This is a genomic window from Prevotella sp. AM34-19LB (genome assembly GCF_003468525.1).
GTDB lineage: Bacteria > Bacteroidota > Bacteroidia > Bacteroidales > Bacteroidaceae > Prevotella.
Genome location: NZ_QSIG01000001.1, coordinates 91593 through 108325, shown reverse-complemented (window position 1 = coordinate 108325; position 16733 = coordinate 91593). Strand labels below are relative to the sequence as shown.

18 protein-coding genes, 1 tRNA gene and 1 pseudogene are annotated in these 16733 nt (G+C 47.3%); 18 read left to right on the top strand and 2 right to left on the bottom strand.

Annotation, left to right across the window (positions count from 1 at the left end; genetic code table 11):
* Positions 1-3 precede the first annotated feature (3 nt).
* From DW830_RS00460 to DW830_RS00430, 7 genes are all read left to right on the top strand, one after another.
* A complete protein-coding gene (locus tag DW830_RS00460) occupies positions 4-2640 on the top strand; it encodes an outer membrane protein assembly factor (RefSeq protein ID WP_119248469.1) in 2637 nt (878 codons plus the stop codon).
* 11 nt (positions 2641-2651) lie between these two features.
* Positions 2652-3167, top strand: coding sequence for an OmpH family outer membrane protein (locus DW830_RS00455; protein WP_089544735.1), 516 nt, complete (start codon positions 2652-2654; stop codon positions 3165-3167).
* 139 nt (positions 3168-3306) lie between these two features.
* Positions 3307-3792 carry an OmpH family outer membrane protein gene (locus DW830_RS00450; RefSeq protein WP_089544734.1) on the top strand — a complete coding sequence of 162 codons (486 nt, stop codon included), beginning with the start codon at positions 3307-3309 and terminating at the stop codon, positions 3790-3792.
* 103 nt (positions 3793-3895) lie between these two features.
* A complete protein-coding gene (locus DW830_RS00445; protein ID WP_119248468.1) occupies positions 3896-4447 on the top strand; it encodes an OmpH family outer membrane protein in 552 nt (183 codons plus the stop codon).
* Positions 4444-5280 (top strand): glutamate racemase, encoded by an 837-nt coding sequence (murI, locus tag DW830_RS00440; RefSeq protein WP_119248467.1) that lies wholly within the window; start codon positions 4444-4446, stop codon positions 5278-5280. Before DW830_RS00445 ends, murI begins: the two co-directional genes overlap by 4 nt.
* Positions 5281-5310: 30 nt before the next feature.
* The gene (gene rbfA / locus DW830_RS00435; protein WP_089544731.1) at positions 5311-5646 is read left to right on the top strand and encodes a 30S ribosome-binding factor RbfA; all 336 of its coding nucleotides are present in this window, start codon (positions 5311-5313) and stop codon (positions 5644-5646) included.
* A 16-nt stretch (positions 5647-5662) separates the two neighbouring features.
* A complete protein-coding gene (locus tag DW830_RS00430) occupies positions 5663-6892 on the top strand; it encodes an FtsX-like permease family protein (RefSeq protein WP_119248466.1) in 1230 nt (409 codons plus the stop codon).
* Positions 6893-6897: 5 nt separating this feature from the next.
* On the opposite strand, the gene DW830_RS00425 is transcribed toward DW830_RS00430, so the two are convergent.
* Both DW830_RS00425 and aroQ read right to left on the bottom strand, forming a co-directional pair.
* A complete protein-coding gene (locus DW830_RS00425) occupies positions 6898-7536 on the bottom strand; it encodes an O-methyltransferase (protein ID WP_119248465.1) in 639 nt (212 codons plus the stop codon).
* A gap of 62 nt (positions 7537-7598) precedes the next feature.
* On the bottom strand, positions 7599-8033 hold the full coding sequence (gene aroQ / locus DW830_RS00420; RefSeq protein WP_119248464.1) for a type II 3-dehydroquinate dehydratase: 435 nt from the start codon (positions 8031-8033) through the stop codon (positions 7599-7601).
* Between the two features lie 133 nt (positions 8034-8166).
* Here aroQ and xerA point away from each other — a divergent pair, with 133 nt between their 5' ends.
* The 11 genes and pseudogenes from xerA to DW830_RS00370 all read left to right on the top strand — a co-directional run.
* A complete protein-coding gene (gene xerA, locus DW830_RS00415) occupies positions 8167-9072 on the top strand; it encodes a site-specific tyrosine recombinase/integron integrase (RefSeq protein ID WP_119248502.1) in 906 nt (301 codons plus the stop codon).
* 148 nt (positions 9073-9220) lie between these two features.
* Positions 9221-10495: a methionine adenosyltransferase gene (gene metK / locus DW830_RS00410; protein WP_119248463.1), complete on the top strand. Its 1275-nt coding sequence runs from the start codon at positions 9221-9223 to the stop codon at positions 10493-10495.
* 50 nt (positions 10496-10545) lie between these two features.
* A complete protein-coding gene (locus DW830_RS00405; RefSeq protein WP_119248462.1) occupies positions 10546-11577 on the top strand; it encodes a DUF4271 domain-containing protein in 1032 nt (343 codons plus the stop codon).
* 6 nt (positions 11578-11583) lie between these two features.
* On the top strand, positions 11584-12333 hold the full coding sequence (locus tag DW830_RS00400) for a uroporphyrinogen-III synthase (RefSeq protein ID WP_089545326.1): 750 nt from the start codon (positions 11584-11586) through the stop codon (positions 12331-12333).
* 8 nt (positions 12334-12341) lie between these two features.
* On the top strand, positions 12342-12746 hold the full coding sequence (gene rnpA / locus DW830_RS00395) for a ribonuclease P protein component (protein ID WP_233544314.1): 405 nt from the start codon (positions 12342-12344) through the stop codon (positions 12744-12746).
* Complete coding sequence (gene yidD / locus DW830_RS00390) at positions 12743-12994, top strand: membrane protein insertion efficiency factor YidD (protein WP_119248461.1); 252 nt, start codon at positions 12743-12745, stop codon at positions 12992-12994. Before rnpA ends, yidD begins: the two co-directional genes overlap by 4 nt.
* A gap of 63 nt (positions 12995-13057) precedes the next feature.
* A complete protein-coding gene (gene tyrS, locus DW830_RS00385; RefSeq protein ID WP_119248460.1) occupies positions 13058-14356 on the top strand; it encodes a tyrosine--tRNA ligase in 1299 nt (432 codons plus the stop codon).
* Positions 14357-14422: 66 nt separating this feature from the next.
* Positions 14423-14493 (top strand) — tRNA-Gln (locus DW830_RS00380).
* Positions 14494-14590: 97 nt separating this feature from the next.
* On the top strand, positions 14591-14863 hold the full coding sequence (locus DW830_RS17215; protein WP_410524467.1) for a sigma factor: 273 nt from the start codon (positions 14591-14593) through the stop codon (positions 14861-14863).
* Positions 14850-15023 carry a sigma factor-like helix-turn-helix DNA-binding protein gene (locus tag DW830_RS17210; RefSeq protein ID WP_410524466.1) on the top strand — a complete coding sequence of 58 codons (174 nt, stop codon included), beginning with the start codon at positions 14850-14852 and terminating at the stop codon, positions 15021-15023. The genes DW830_RS17215 and DW830_RS17210 overlap by 14 nt, the downstream gene beginning before the upstream one ends.
* A 120-nt stretch (positions 15024-15143) precedes the next feature.
* A pseudogene (locus DW830_RS00370) lies at positions 15144-16193 on the top strand (carboxypeptidase-like regulatory domain-containing protein); the annotation flags it as partial.
* Positions 16194-16733 lie beyond the last annotated feature (540 nt).

Genomic DNA, 16733 nt, shown 5'->3' with positions numbered 1-16733 from the left:
TAAATGAACAAGCTAAGAAAGATTTTCATCCTGCTATTCGGCATCATGGCGAGTGTGCAGGTTATGGCACAAGACAAGATAGTACATCCAGATATCTCGTATGCCGGAACCCCTCGCACCTTGACCCTTGGAGGTATCAATGTGTCGGGTGTGGAAGGATACGAAGACTATGTGCTCACTGGTATCTCGGGCCTGACAGTGGGAGAAGGGATTGAAGTGCCAGGCGACGCTATTACCAATGCCGTCAAGCGCTATTGGAAACATGGACTTTTCTCTAAAGTCGCTATCGCTGCCGACTCTATCGTGGGTGAAAAACTTTATCTTCACATCTATCTCGCAGTAAGACCTCGTATCTCTGACATCCACTATGTGGGTTTGAAGAAAAGCGAGCGTGAGGATATGGAGCAGAAACTCGGTATGGTGAAGGGTACGCAGGTAACACCTAATATGCTCGACCGTGCCAAGATCCTTGCCAAGAAATACTTCGATGACAAGGGATTCAAGAATGCTGAAATCCAGATCAACCAGCGCGATGATGTGGCTAACAAGGGTCAGGTAATCCTGGATGTAATCGTAGATAAGAAACAGAAAATCAAGGTTCACCAGATTACCATCGATGGTAACGAGAAACTTTCGGACAGAAAGATCAAGGGTGGATTCTTCTCGAAGGGTGCCTTTGCCAAGACCCACGAGGCTGGCAAGTTTGCTACTTTCTTCAAATCGAAGAAGTTTACTCCTGAGAGATGGAAGGAAGACAAGCAGAAACTCATCGACAAATACTACGAGTATGGTTATCGTGATGCGCAGATCCTGGAAGACAGCGTAAGCAACTTCGACGAGAAGCACGTCAACGTATATATCAAGGTAGATGAGGGTAAGCGCTACTTCCTCCGCAATATCAACTGGGTGGGCAACACCGTATATGCTACCGACTATCTGAATGCCGTGCTCGGCATGAAGAAGGGCGATGTATATAACCAGAAACTCCTGGGCAAGCGATTGCAGGAAGATGAAGATGCTGTGGGCAACCTCTATTACAACAATGGTTACGTGTTCTCTAACATCAATCCTGCCGAAGTGAACATCGACGGCGATTCCATCGATCTGGAGATGCGCGTGACAGAGGGACCTCAGGCTTACCTGAGCCACGTACGTATCAATGGAAATACCCGTCTCTATGAGAACGTAGTACGCCGTGAGCTTCGTACTAAGCCAGGCGACCTCTTCTCTAAGGATGCCCTGATGCGTTCGGCACGTGAGTTGGCTTCCATGGGTCACTTCGATGCTGAGAAGGTTTCACCAGATGTAAAGCCTAACTACGAGGACGGTACTGTGGATGTAAACTGGAACCTGGAGCAGAAGAGTAACGACCAGATTGAGTTCTCGCTCGGTTGGGGTCAGACGGGTGTCATCGGACGTGTGGGCTTGAAGCTCAACAACTTCTCTATGGCAAACCTCTTCAACAAGAACAAGGAGCACCGTGGTATCATGCCTATCGGTGACGGTGAGGTGCTGAGCATCGGTGCACAGACCAACGGTACCTATTACCAGAGCTATAACGTAAGCTACTCTACCAACTGGTTTGGTGGCAAGCGTCCTATCCAGTTCAGCGTAGGTGCATACTACAGTAAGAGTACCGACGTGTCAAGCAACTATTATAATAGTGCCTACATGAACAACTACATGAGCTACATGTATGGTTATGGTACGGGTTACTATAATAACTACGAGAATTATTACGATCCAGACAAGTACATCCAGATGGTGGGTGTGAGCCTCGGTTGGGGTAAGCGCCTCCGTTGGCCGGATGATTACTTCACCTTGTCTGTGCAGTTGGCTTACCAGCGCTACATGATGAAGAACTGGAGCTATATGCTGATGACCAACGGTAATGCGAACAACTTGAACTTGACCATCGCATTGAACCGTACGTCAACCGACAACCAGCTCTTCCCACGTCGTGGTTCAGAGTTTGAGGCAAGTGTGAACCTTACTCCACCATGGAGTGCGTTCGACAACAAGGATTACAAGAACCTCGCCAACAACTCCCAGTCTCCAACCTACTCTGCAGAGCAGCAGGAGAAATACCGCTGGATAGAGTATCACAAGTGGAAGTTCAAGGCAAAGACCTATACCGCACTTACAGAGGGTCAGAAGTGCTTCGTATTGATGACCCGTGTAGAACTCGGTTTGCTCGGTGCTTACAACAAGTACAAGAAGAGTCCATTCGAGACCTATTATGTGGGTGGTGACGGTATGAGCGGTTATTCATCCTATTATGGTGAGGAAACCATCGGACTCCGTGGTTACGAGAACGGTTCCGTATCTTACGGCCGTACCACCGGTTACTATGCTTATGCATACGACCGCTTCTCATTGGAGCTCCGTTATCCATTCCTCCTGGGCAATACCACTATCTATGGTTTGACCTTCGTAGAGGCAGGTAACGCCTGGTATGATACCAAGGACTTCAACCCATTCAGCATGAAGCGCAGTGCCGGTGTCGGTGTGCGTATCTTCCTGCCAATGGTGGGTCTGATGGGTATCGACTGGGCTTACGGTTTCGACAAGGTATGGAACGGTAGCCAGTATAAGAAGGGTGGAAGTCAGTTCCACTTCATCTTGGGTCAGGAATTCTAAAGACGGATTTTATGAAGAAAATAGTATTGATGCTGATGATGGCTGTAGCAGCCATCTCAGCACATGCACAGAAATATGCATTGGTGGATATGGAGTACATCCTGCGCAATATCCCAGCTTATGAGCGTGCCAACGAGCAGTTGAACCAGGTGAGCCGCAAGTGGCAGGCCGAGGTAGAGGCGCTCAATCTGGAAGCAAGCACCATGTACAAGAACTATCAGAACGAGGTAGTATTCCTCTCACAGGAGCAGAAGAAGGCCAAGCAGGACTCCATTATGCAGAAGGAGAAGGAAGCCAGCGACCTGAAGAAGAAATACTTCGGTGCCGAGGGAGAGCTTTACAAGAAGCGCGAGGCACTGATGGGACCTATCCAGGAGGAGATTTACAATGCCGTGAAGGAGATTTCCAACCTGCGCGGCTACTCGCTTGTTCTCGACAGAGCCAGCAACAATGGCATCATTTTTGGCTCGCCAAAAATAGACATCAGCAACGAGGTACTCCAGAAATTAGGCTATTCTAACAAATAATAAGTGTTATTCCAGGAAATAATCTAGGTTATTTCAAGAAATAATTGTATATTTGCAGCCGATAAGAGAGGATGCGGCAGGAAAACTCCGCCCTCGGCATAACCAATTAAGAATAATAATTAAAAAAGAATAAACAGAAATGAAAAAGCTTATTTTAATGTTGATGCTTTGCGCACCAATGACAATGATGGCACAGAAGTTCGGTAAGGTAAATACTCAGCAGATCATGCAGTCTTTGCCAGACGTAGCTAAGGCCAACGGCGAGTTGGAAGCTCTCCAGAAGCAGAAGGAGAACGACCTCAAGTCTATGCAGGATGAGTTCCAGCGCAAGGCAGACGAGTACCAGAAGGGTGCAAGCACAATGAATGCTACTGCCAAGCAGCAGAAGGAAACAGAATTGCAGGGTCTTCAGCAGAAGATTCAGCAGGCTTACCAGGATGGTCAGCAGGAGTTGCAGAAGAAGAGCAGTGAGCTCATGCAGCCTATCATCGCTAAGGTACGTACAGCTATCGAGGCTGTAGGTAAGGCTGGTAACTATACATACATCATGGAGGAAGGCACAGCTATCTATACTGGCGCCAACGTGGTAGATGTTACCAAGGAAGTACAGGCTAAGATCAAGTAATCAAACGTAAGTATTTCTATAAAAAGCTAAGGGCAGGCACAAGTGCCTGCCCTTATTTATCATCTAGTATATTCATATCATATATAAAAAGGTATCACGCATTATGAAAAAGAATCTCCTATTTTTGGCGCTCGCTCTTGTTGCCCTTTCGGCTTCTGCACAGCAAAACCAGACTCCGGCGGAACAACCAGCAGCTATCGTTGCACAGCCAGCATTGCGATTTGGCTACTTCAGCTTTGAGCAGGTTTTTCATACCATGCCTGGTTATGCCATAGCCAAGCATAATATGGATGAACTCCGCGCAAAGTATGATGAGGAAACCAAGCGCGTGGAAACTGAGTTTAATACCAAGTATGAGGAATTCCTTGACGGTCAGCGCTCGTATGCCAAGACTATCCTGGATAAGCGTCAGGCTGAACTGCGTGAGTTGATGGAGAAGAACATCGCCTTCAAGGCTGAGGCTGCCAAACTCCTGAATCAGGCTGAGAACGATGCGTATGCTCCTCTCAAGGCCCAGATCAACGAGGTAGCCAAGCAGATTGGCAAGGAGAAGGGATTTGCCTTCATCATCAATACCGACAACAACGCCACACCTTATCTGAGTGAAGAGATGGGCGAGGATATTACAGCAGTGCTGGAGGAGAAACTGAAATGATTCTGCCATCCAATCCCGGACCTATCGGAATCTTTGATTCCGGATATGGCGGCTTGACCATCCTGCATGGCTTGCGCCAGATGTTGCCGCAGTACGACTATATGTATCTGGGCGACAATGCCCGTGCGCCATACGGTTCGCGCTCCTTCGAGGTGGTGTATAAGTTTACGCGCCAGGCTGTGCTGAAGCTTTTTTCCATGGGTTGCCATCTGGTAATCCTGGGTTGCAATACGGCATCGGCTAAGGCTTTGCGCTCTATCCAGCAGAGAGACATCCCGGAGCTGGATCCTGAGAGAAGGGTTCTCGGCATCATCCGGCCAACTGCCGAGGTGATTGGTACCCTGACCAAGAGCCGCCATGTAGGTATCCTTGCCACAGAGGGAACCATCAAGAGTGAAAGCTATAAGATGGAGATTGGTAAGCTTTGGCCGGATCTCCAGGTAAGCGGAGTGGCTTGTCCGCTCTGGGCTGCCATCGTAGAGGCTAACGAGGCAGATAGTCCTGGTGCTGATTATTTCGTCAAGAAGCGCATCGACCAGTTGATGCGTATGGATGAGGACATTGATACCATCATCCTGGGTTGCACCCATTATCCACTGCTCATGAGCAGCATCGTGAAGAATCTTCCCGACGGCGTGAGAGTGGTGCCACAGGGACAATATGTGGCCAACAGTCTGCAGGATTATCTGCAGCGACATCCTAAGATGGAACAGATGGTGACAAAGGGTGGTAGCTGCAAGTATCTGACTACAGAAAGTGAGGAGAAATTCAAGGAGTCGGCGTTGATATTCCTGCATGAGCAGGTGGACGTTACACACGTGGACCTTGAATAGTTTATAATTTATAGTTTATAGTTAATAGTTATGCAAGAAACAAGACAAAACCGTATATCAAGACTGCTCCAGAAGGAGTTGAGTCTTATCTTCCAGTCACAGACCCGCATGATGCATGGTGTGATGGTAAGTGTTACTAAGGTAAGAGTGAGCCCGGATCTTAGCATCTGCACTGCTTACCTCAGCGTGTTCCCATCTGAAAAGGGTGAGGAGATTCTGAAGAATATCAATGCCAACGAGAAGACTATCCGCTTCGACCTGGGCAGAAAGGTGAGAAATCAGTTGCGCATCATTCCTGAGCTCCGTTTCTTCCTGGACGACAGCCTGGATTATCTGGAGCGCATTGATGAACTCTTGAAGAAGTAAAAAAGTAAAAAGACAAATGAATTTTCCATTCTTTATTGCTCGCAGGTATCTCTTTTCCAAGAAGAGTACACACGTTATCAATGTGATCAGCTCCATCTCTGTGATTGGTGTGGCTGTGGCAACGATGGCACTCGTCATCGTGCTGAGCGTATTTAATGGTTTCCACGACCTGGTGGCTACGCTCTTTACGAGCTTCGACCCGCAGTTGAAGGTGGTGCCGATGGAGGGAAAGACGGCGCCTGCCGATGACCCGATATTGACGCAGATACGTATGCTGCCACAGGTAGATGTGGCTACTGAAACCGTGGAAGACCAGGCGCTGGCAATCTATGACGACCGTCAGGCTATGGTGAGGATCAAGGGCGTGGACGACAACTTCTCTGAGTTGTCACATATCAACGACATCCTTTATGGTGATGGCAGTTTCTCGCTCCATGCAGCCAATTTGCAGTATGGAACCGTGGGTATCCGTCTGGCGCAGACCTTGGGTATCGGGGCAAAATGGGATGGTTTTATGAAGATTTATGCTCCACAGAAGGAAGGACAGTTGGATATGATGAATCCGGATGCCGGCTTCGTGGTTGATTCGCTGAATTCTCCGGGTGTGCTCTTCGCCGTCAAGCAGTCGAAATACGACAAGAATTATATCATCACCTCCATTGCCTTTGCGCGCAACCTCTTCGGGCAGCAGGGTATGCTCTCTGATCTGGAAATCCGCCTGAAGGAGGGTAGTGACCTGCAGGCAGTAAAGGCTGAGATGCAGAAGATTGCCGGCACCAAGTATAAGGTGCTGGATAGATTTGAGCAGCAGGAAGATACTTTCAAGATTATGTCGATAGAGAAGCTGATGGCTTACATCTTCCTGACTTTTATCCTCGTAGTGGCATGTTTCAACATCATCGGTTCGCTCTCGATGCTCATCATCGATAAGAAGAACGATGTGGTGACGTTGCGGAATCTGGGTGCCAATGACAAGCTGATTACCCGTGTCTTCCTCTTCGAGGGAAGAATGATTGCGGTGATTGGTGCCGTGATAGGTATCGGACTGGGTCTGTTGCTCTGCTGGCTGCAGCAGCAGTATGGCTTCGTAAGACTGGGCGACTCTGAGGGTTCCTTCATCGTAAATGCCTATCCGGTAAGCGTTCACTATTCTGATGTAGCCATCATCTTTGTAACGGTTATCGCCGTAGGCTGGCTTGCCGTGTGGTATCCGGTGAGAGCATTGAGCAAAAGACTGCTGAGTTAACTCCTTTATTTCTTTTTGATGAGTGTCAAGCCATCGCGCAGCGGCAGGATGACTACTTCCACCCTAGGGTCGTTGGCTATCAGGTCATTGAATGCTCGGATGCCCTTGGTCTGATGGTCACGGTCGTAGGCAGGGTCGATGACGTGCCCGTCCCACAGCGTATTGTCTGCCAGAATATATCCGCCAGGATTCAGGATCTTCATCACCATCTCGTAAGTCTCGATATAGGTGCGCTTGTCGCCATCCACGAAAGCCAGGTCAAACATCACCCCCAGTTTGGGCGCTTCTTCGTTGGCATCGCCAATACGGAAATCAATCTTGTCGGCAACAGCCGAACCCTCAATCCAGGGACGGGTGAAATCTTCCATCTCGTCATTGATTTCGAAAGTATAGAGCTTGCCCCCTTCCTGCAATCCCTGAGCCAGACAGATGGCGCTGTAGCCACTGAAGGTTCCCACCTCAAGAATATTCTTGGGGCGAATCATCTGAACCAGCATCTTGAGTAATTTGCCCTGGATGTGTCCACTCGCCATACGTCCGTGGATGGTATGGATATTGGTGGCACGGTAGAGGCGGTAAAGGTAATCTCCCTCTGGTTCAATATGTTGGCAGATGTATTTGTCTATCAATTCTGTTTCTGTCATACCTGTTTTATCTCTGTTATAGCTTTGAATTCTGTTATAACTTTTAAAATAGGAGGCGCATCTTACTCCTCGTTCTCCTTCTGTGCCAGGATTCCTGCGATAGCAAGGTCGTAGGAAGCCAGACCGAATCCACAGATGACTCCCAGGCAGGCGCAGGAGATATAAGAGTGATGGCGGAATTCCTCGCGCTTGTGCACATTAGAGATATGTACCTCTACGCAAGGGCATTTCATGCTGCGGATGCAATCCTGCAAGGCTATGCTGGTGTGGGTGTAGGCACCCGCATTGAGCACTACGCCATCGTAGGTGAAGCCTACTTCCTGCAATTTGTTGATAAGCTCGCCCTCGATGTTGCTCTGATAGTATTCTATCTCTACATCAGGGAATTTAGCCTTCAACTTAGGCAGATAGCTCTCGAAAGAGTTGCTGCCATAAATGCCTGGCTCACGAACGCCCAGGAGGTTCAAATTAGGACCATTGATAATCTGTATCTTCATAATCAAATGATTTTTTAAGTCTGTATCATTAATTTTTTGTATCTTTGCAGATGCATAGGTTATCTATCTCATAGCTAACCTTGATGCAAAGGTAATAATAAAATTGGAAACTGACAAGAAATTAGATAAGAAAATGGTAAATGACATCATCAGGAATTATATGAGGTATCTCAAACTGGAGCGAAATTATACGTATAATACGCTTGAGGCATATCGCCACGACCTGGAATATCTCATAGAATATGCCCGTCAGAACGATGTGGCACTGGTGGATATGAAGCTGGAAAATCTGGAGAACTTCTCGGCAAGTCTTCACGACAAAGGCATCGTTGCCCGCTCGCAGGCTCGCATCCTCTGTGGTGTGCGTTCCTTCTACCGTTATCTGGTGACCGACGGCTATATCAAGGATGATCCTACCGAACTGTTGCCTTCGCCGCAGATAGGCGAACATTTGCCGGAATATCTCTCCGTAGAGGAGGTGGATATGCTGGAGGCGGCCATCGATCTCTCGAAATGGGAAGGGCAGCGCAACAAGGCTATCATCGAAACCCTTTTCTCCTGCGGACTGCGTGTTACGGAACTGGTGAATCTCAAGATCAGTCAGATCTTTGAGGAGGATAAGTTTATCAGAGTTCTGGGAAAGGGACGGAAGGAGAGGCTGGTGCCTATCTCTGACAGGGCATTGAAGGAAATTCACCTGTGGTACATCGACCGCAATCTCATGAAGATCAAGCCCGGAGAGGAAGATTATGTCTTTCTGAACCGCAGAGGTGCCCATCTTACCCGTGTGATGATTCTCATCATGATCAAGAATGCGGCACAGGATGCAGGTATCAAGAAAACCATTTCGCCCCATACGCTGAGACACAGTTTTGCCACCGCTCTGCTCAAGGGAGGAGCCGACCTGAGAGTGATTCAGGCACTGCTGGGACACGAGGACATCGGAACCACGGAAATCTATACGCATATCGAAACTTCCGACCTCAGGGAGGCCATCTTATACCATCATCCACGCAATATCAAGCACAGGGAAGAGTAAATGGTTATGATTCAGCTACAAAAGGAGGTATATTCGGCTGTATTTGCTCTATTTTTCGGCTGAATATGGCAGAATCTGAAAAAAAATGCGTAACTTTGCAGCCGCAAAATAAAGAACATCAATTAATAACAGAAAATAAAGGATTAATATGGCATATTTGTTTTCATCAGAATCAGTTTCTGAAGGACATCCAGATAAGGTGGCCGACCAGATTTCAGATGCTTTGCTCGATCAGTTCCTGGCATACGATGACCATGCTCACTGCGCTATCGAGAGCTTCTGTACTACTGGTCAGGTAGTAATCATGGGCGAGGTTCGCTCTAATGTATATGTTGACTTGCAGAATATTGCACGCAAGACCATCAAGAAGATAGGTTATACCAAGAGTGAGTATCAGTTTGACGGCGACTCTTGTGGTGTGCTCACTGCTATCCACGAGCAGAGTGATGACATCAACCGCGGTGTAAGCCGTGAGGAGGATGAGAATCAGGGTGCTGGTGACCAGGGTATGATGTTCGGTTACGCTACAAACGAAACCGCGAACTACATGCCTGTATCACTCGACCTGGCACAGCTCATCATGCGTGTGCTTGCTGACATCCGCAAGGAGGGTAAGGTGATGACTTATCTCCGCCCAGACTCTAAGAGCCAGGTTACCATCGAGTACTCAGACGATAATATCCCACAGCGCATCGATACCATCGTGGTTTCTACACAGCACGATGACTTCATCAAGAAGTCAAATGGCGAGGACGATGATGAGGCAATGTTGGCAAAGATTCGCGAGGATGTAATCAATATTCTGATTCCAAGAGTAAAGACTCACTTGAGCGACAAGGTATTGGCTCTCTTCAACGATGACATCAAGTACTTCGTAAATCCTACAGGAAAGTTCGTGATTGGTGGTCCTCATGGAGATACTGGTCTTACTGGCCGTAAGATCATCGTAGATACATACGGTGGCAAGGGTGCTCATGGTGGTGGTGCCTTCTCTGGTAAGGATTCTAGTAAGGTGGACCGTTCTGCAGCTTATGCAGCCCGTTACATCGCTAAGAACATGGTAGCTGCCGGCGTGGCAGACGAGATGTTGGTTCAGGTAAGTTATGCTATCGGTGTGGCAGAGCCTGTAAGCATCTACGTAAATACCTATGGCAGAAGTCATGTGAATATGACCGATGGTGAGATTGCCAAGAAGATAGCCGAGATGTTTGATCTCCGTCCAAAGGCTATCGAGCGCCAGTTGAAGTTGCGCCAGCCTATGTTCTTTGAAACTGCCGCATACGGACACATGGGTCGTAAGAACGAGGTAGTGGAGAAGACCTTCACCAGCCGTTATCACGAAGCAAAGACCATGAAGGTAGAGCTTTTCACATGGGAGAAGCTCGACAAGGTAGATGAAATCAAGAAGGCTTTCGGTCTTTAAGGAACGAATAACAATAAGAGAGCGGTTTCTTGGGAAATCGATAAAAAAGAATGGTGCAGCAAGCAGATTCGATACATACAGGTCTGGAGATTGATGCTGAAGTACAGCAGCAATCTGTCCAGCAAAAACATAGCAGCCAACTCACACCTAAGCAGGTGCTGAGTTGGCTGCCTAAGAATGCGACCCCTGCCCAGCAGGATTCCATGATCAGGGCGCACATCAAACCCAGTGAGATTACTCATTGGAGCGGAATGCCCGATACCCTGCATCTGCCTGGACATAAGCCTGGTAAGAGTTTCAGAGATGTGAGCTTGCCACAATACTATCGTGAGTCGTTCTTCTCGAAAGACTCGCTCTTCCATCCTGAGCTAAGGGGTGGAAGATTGGGTGTGGCGGGTGATCCGGTGCCTTATACGGTGGCGGGCGACAACTTCATCACCTCGTTGCTGCTTTTGTGCTTTGTGCTGGCATGTATTGCATTCTCCAAGTCGAAGCATTTCTTTTTCCGCCAGGCAAAGGCTTTCTTCCGCGTTCAGCGAGAGGGAACTACGGTGATTACTGAGACGAGTTCGGAGGTTCGCTTCCAGTTCTTCTTTGTATTGCAGACCTGCCTGCTGGTGGCACTCGGATACTTCTTCTACTCGAAGGCATCCATCAGCGATACGTTTACCATCGAGCAGAATTGGGTAATCTGTATCTATGCCGGATATGTGATGAGCTATTGCCTGATTAAGGCTTTGCTCTATAGCATAGCTGGCCTGGTATTCTTCGATAAAAAAAAAAATGAACAATGGCTCAAGGCGTATCTTTTCCTGTTATCATGCGAGGGAGTACTGCTGTTCCCGGTAGTTATGCTCCTGTCTTACTTCGACTTATCGCTCCAGGTAGCAGTGATATATACCATAATAGTACTCGTATTGGTGAAAATATTGTCATTTTATAAGAGTTATCTTATCTTTTTTAAAAGAAATGGCTTGTTTTTGCAGATAATTTTGTACTTTTGTGCCCTTGAAGTAGTACCTCTGTCTGCCCTTTGGGGTGGACTCGTATTAATTAGTCATTATTTGAAAATAAACTTTTAAGACAAGATGATTAAAAAAATTTTAGTTTCTCAGCCAAAACCAGCAAGTGAGAAATCTCCTTACTATGATATCGAGAAGGAGTACGGCGTAGAATGTGTGTTCCGCCCATTCTTTAAGGTTGAGGGACTTACAGCGAAAGAATTCCGTCAGCAGAAGATTAATCTGTTAGACTATACTGCAGTCGTTTTTACATCTCGCCATGCAGTGGACAATTACTTCAAATTAGCCAAGGAGATGCGTATTACTATTCCTGAGGATATGAAGTATTTCTGTGTTATTGAGACTATCGCACTCTATATCCAGAAGTATGTGCAGTATCGTAAGCGCAAGGTCTTCTTCGGTGATACAGGTAAAATCGATGGATTGATGGCACAGATGAGTCGTCATAAGGGAGAGAAATATCTCGTTCCACTGAGCAGCGTACACAATGATGATGTGAAGAACCTTCTCGACGAGAAGAAGCTGAATCATACAGAGTGCGTGATGTATCGCACGGTAAGCAATGACTTCACTGAGGAAGAAATCAAGTCGTTCGACTATGATATGATGATTTTCTTCAGTCCTACAGGAGTAAAAGCCCTGAAGAAGAACTTCCCTAAGTTTGAGCAGGGTAAGATTGCTCTCGGTGCTTTCGGTCCGGCAACCATGAAGACTGTAACAGACGAGGGCCTTCGCATCGACTTGGAAGCTCCTACCAAGGAGTTCCCATCTATGACTGGAGCACTGAAGGATTATCTGAAGCGAAACAATAAATAAGAAACTATATGATGTTGGCAGAAACAGATAACACTTTCGGAAAGAGAGAGCACCTATGCAAGCAGACGCTCATAGACCAGCTCTTTAGCGGTAAAGCCCATGCTATGACGGCTTGGCCCTTGAAGATGGTGTATCTGGTTGTTGACAAGACTGATGAGCAGAGTGCTTCTGTAGAACTGATGGTAAGCGTGTCGAAACGATTCTTCAAGAGAGCCGTGAAGCGCAATCGTGTGAAACGACAGATCCGTGAGGCTTACCGCACCCAGAAGCATGGGCTGATGGAGCGTATGGCACAGATGCCCGACAAGCAACTGCTGCTTGCCGTCATCTGGCAGGATGGCAAACTGCACGATTCGGCTGAGCTGAATGCCAGGATGAACAAGAACCTGCAACGATTGATAGAGAAACTATGAAGTATCTGCATATCGTATGGCATGGAATCATAAAAGCACTGACCTGGCTGTTGGTGCTTCCTATCCTGTTCTATCAGAAGTGCATCACTCCCTATACACCTCCGTCATGCCGCTTTCAGCCAACCTGCTCGGAATATGCCAGGCAAGCCATACGGAAGCATGGACCCTTCAAGGGGCTGGCTTTGGCAATATGGCGTATCTTGAGATGCAACCCTTGGGGTGGTTCGGGCTATGATCCCGTGCCGTAAGTTTCCGGCTGTTTCGCTGGGCCCCTTATACATATTATATAATATATAAAGAAATCACATTCGATGGCAAAAAATTTTGTTGAAGAATTGAAATGGCGTGGTATGCTGGCTCAGATTATGCCAGGTACTGAGGAATACCTTAACACCCACATGGTGTCTGCCTATCTCGGAACTGACCCTACTGCAGACTCTCTGCACATCGGTCACCTTTGTGGTATCATGATGTTGCGCCACTTGCAGCGTTGTGGCCATAAGCCTTATCTCCTCGTGGGAGGTGCTACAGGTATGATTGGCGACCCTTCTGGCAAGAGCCAGGAGCGTAATCTGCTCGACTCTGAGACTCTCTATCATAACCAGGAAGCTATCAAGAAGCAGGTATCTAAGTTCCTCGACTTCGATGGCAATGAGCCTAACAAGGCTGAGTTGGTTAACAACTACGACTGGATGAAGGACTTCACCTTCCTCGACTTTGCGCGCGTGGTAGGTAAGCACATCACAGTTAACTATATGATGGCGAAGGATAGCGTGCAGAAGCGCTTGAACGGTGAGGCTCGTGACGGTTTGTCTTTCACAGAGTTCACCTATCAGTTGCTCCAGGGCTACGACTTCCTCTATCAGTATGAGAAGTATGGTGTCCGCCTCCAGTTGGGTGGTAACGACCAGTGGGGTAACATGACTACCGGTACTGAGTTGATTCACCGTACATTGGGTAACGATGCAGAGTGCTTCTGCCTCACTTGTCCTTTGATTACCAAGCAGACGGCAAGAAGTTCGGTAAGACAGAGAGCGGTAACATCTGGTTGGATCGCAACCGCACAACTCCTTATGCTTCTACCAGTCTGGTTGAACGTAAGTGATGATGATGCTGAGAAGTATATCAAGATCTTCACCGACCTCGATAAGGAGACTATCGATGCCCTCGTAGAGGAGCACAAGCAGGATCCTGGTCGCCGTGTACTCCAGAAGCGTTTGGCTGAGGAGGTTACCGTAATGGTTCACTCACAGGAGGACTTGGATATGGCTATCGCAGCCAGCAACATCCTCTTCGGTAAGGCTACCAAGGAGAATCTGGCACAGCTCGATGAGGCTACATTGAACGATGTATTCGCTAATGTTCCTCACTACGACCTCGACAAGAACCTGCTCGGTGGTACAGCTGTTGACCTCTTCAACCAGGAAGGTATGCAGATCTTCCCAAGTAAGAGCGAGATGCGCAAGCTCGTTAAGGGTGGTGGCGTTTCACTCAACAAGGAGAAGCTCAATGCATTCGACCAGGTAATCACTGCAGAAGACCTGATTGACGGCAAGTATCTTTTGGTTCAGAAAGGTAAGAAGAACTACTTCTTGATTACCGTTAAGTAATCGTTAAAAGTATTGAAAATATTTGGTAGTGGAGAAAAAATCCACTACCTTTGCATCCGATTTGCTTGTCCTATGGTGTAATGGTAGCACTACAGTTTTTGGTTCTGTCAGTGGTGGTTCGAATCCGCCTGGGACAACAGATTATGAAATAACCCTTCAAGTCTTTGCGGATTTGGAGGGTTATTTTGTTATATGAGAGTTTATATAAAAGTTTAGTTTAGGTAGAGAAGGTTTATGCAAGAGATAGACTTGATATTTCAGCAGTATTATCGTCCGCTATGTCTTTATGCCACTCATTATCTGCATGATATCGATGAGGCTGAAGACATGGTGCAGGATTGTTTTGTGAAATTGATAAGTAGGAGCATCATGCCGGAAAACATCAAGGCTTTCTTATATACCTCTGTGCGCAATGCCTGCATCGACCGGATGCGCCGCCAGTCTCCGATAGATACAGAGATTAATCCTACCGATTTATGCGGCGTGATTTCTGATGACCAGGCGTGACGGAATGACTTATCGGGAGATAGCCGAAGAACTCAACCTGTCGGAAAAGACCGTGGAACATCAGATATCCAAGGCTTTAAAGACCTTACGAGGCAAGAAAGACGATTTTCTTGCAGATTTTTTCTATATTTTACCTTTCATTCATGGGGGTATTCTGTAGTTCTTGCGTTATAGCAATAAAAGAATGAATAAAAGTACAGTTATGAAAGGTAAAGAAATTATTTTTGCGCTCTCAATTCTAACCTTGCCAACTCCAACTTTGGCGGGTACGCCGACGATGATGGTGGAGGCAGAGACTTCTACCACCATCCGTCAGCAGATGGATTGGCTGCACCGCATCAGGAAAATCAACTTCGTCTATGATTCATCGCTTGATGGTGAATTGAACATCAAGTATGATGGACCAGACATCCGGCATCTTTCGGTGAAGAAGGCACTGAAGGCTCTTTTCGAGAAAACTCATATTCTATATAATATCAATGCGAACTATGTGATATTGAAGCGAAAACCCGTACAACAAATATCAACATCTTACACGAATATCAATCACAAAGTTCAGCAGGTTCAGCGTCGCCATACTCTCAGCGGATACGTCCGTGACGAGAGTGGCGAATCGCTGATTAATGCCACCATCTATGATCTGACGGATGGCATCGGTACAACCACCAATGAATATGGTTTCTTTTCGCTTACCCTGCCCGAAGGCGAGCACCAGCTCCGCTTTTCGTATGTGGGCTATGCCGACAAGGTGGAGAAGCTGAATCTCTCGAAAGATATGCATCATAATATGGCACTCCGTGTTGATGGTAAACTGCCTGAGGTGGTGGTAGATGGCGACTTGAACTCTCCTCTTTTGACCACACAAACCGGCAAGCGCTCCTTTTCGAACAAGGATATCAAGACAGAGTTTGCCCTGATGTCTTCGCCTGATGTGGTGAAGACCCTGCAGCGTGTGAGTGGAGTAGCAGAAGGACAGGAGTTGGCAAGCGGACTCTATGTGCATGGTGGCAATGGCGATGAGAATCTTTTTCTGATTGATGGTACTCCGCTTTATAATACGAATCATGCGCTGGGTCTTTTCTCCAGTTTCAATGCCGATGTGGTGAAAAACGTGGATTTCTACAAGAGCGGCTTTCCTGCACGATATGGTGGAAGATTGTCGTCGGTGGTGGATGTGCGTACTGCCGATGGAAACATGAATCAGTTTCATGGCGCCTATCGCATCGGACTGCTCGATGCCAGTGTGCAGTTTGAGGGACCTATCCAGAAAGGCAAGACCTCTTATAATATAGGTATGCGCCGTTCCTGGTTGGATTTGCTGTCCCGTCCCCTGACCTATGCCGGTGTTTCCTGTGGAATAGAATGGAACGACAACCACGGGGATAGACCCTTGATAGAACGTTATGAGGATGATGAATATGATCCGAAGAGGGTGATTAAAATCAATCTGACACCAGGCTTGGCTTTTCGTACTCCTACCTTGTGGTTGAGCAAGCGTCGTGCTGCGGGCTTGATGCTGCAATGCGAGCCGGGACTCTGCATCACGCCATTTTATAATGATAGGGTGTCTTTTACCGAAATCAAGGATGCACAAGGTGTGGGGCATCCTGCATCTTATACAGATGAGCTTTATGGCAATGCAACTATCCGAACCGTGAGGAATCATGGAGGAAAATGGCTGACTTGCCGCATCAAGTCGGCTTTGACCTTCCGTTCGGGTGATGTATTTCTGTCTTTGGGATGGCTGACAAGCGACTTCAATATCGAAAATGGCAGAAACAATATCCACTATACGAAGGGTAAGCGATATAATGGCATCGAGAAGTATAAGCATACCAATACGCTCTTTGCATCTATTACAGGACAATTT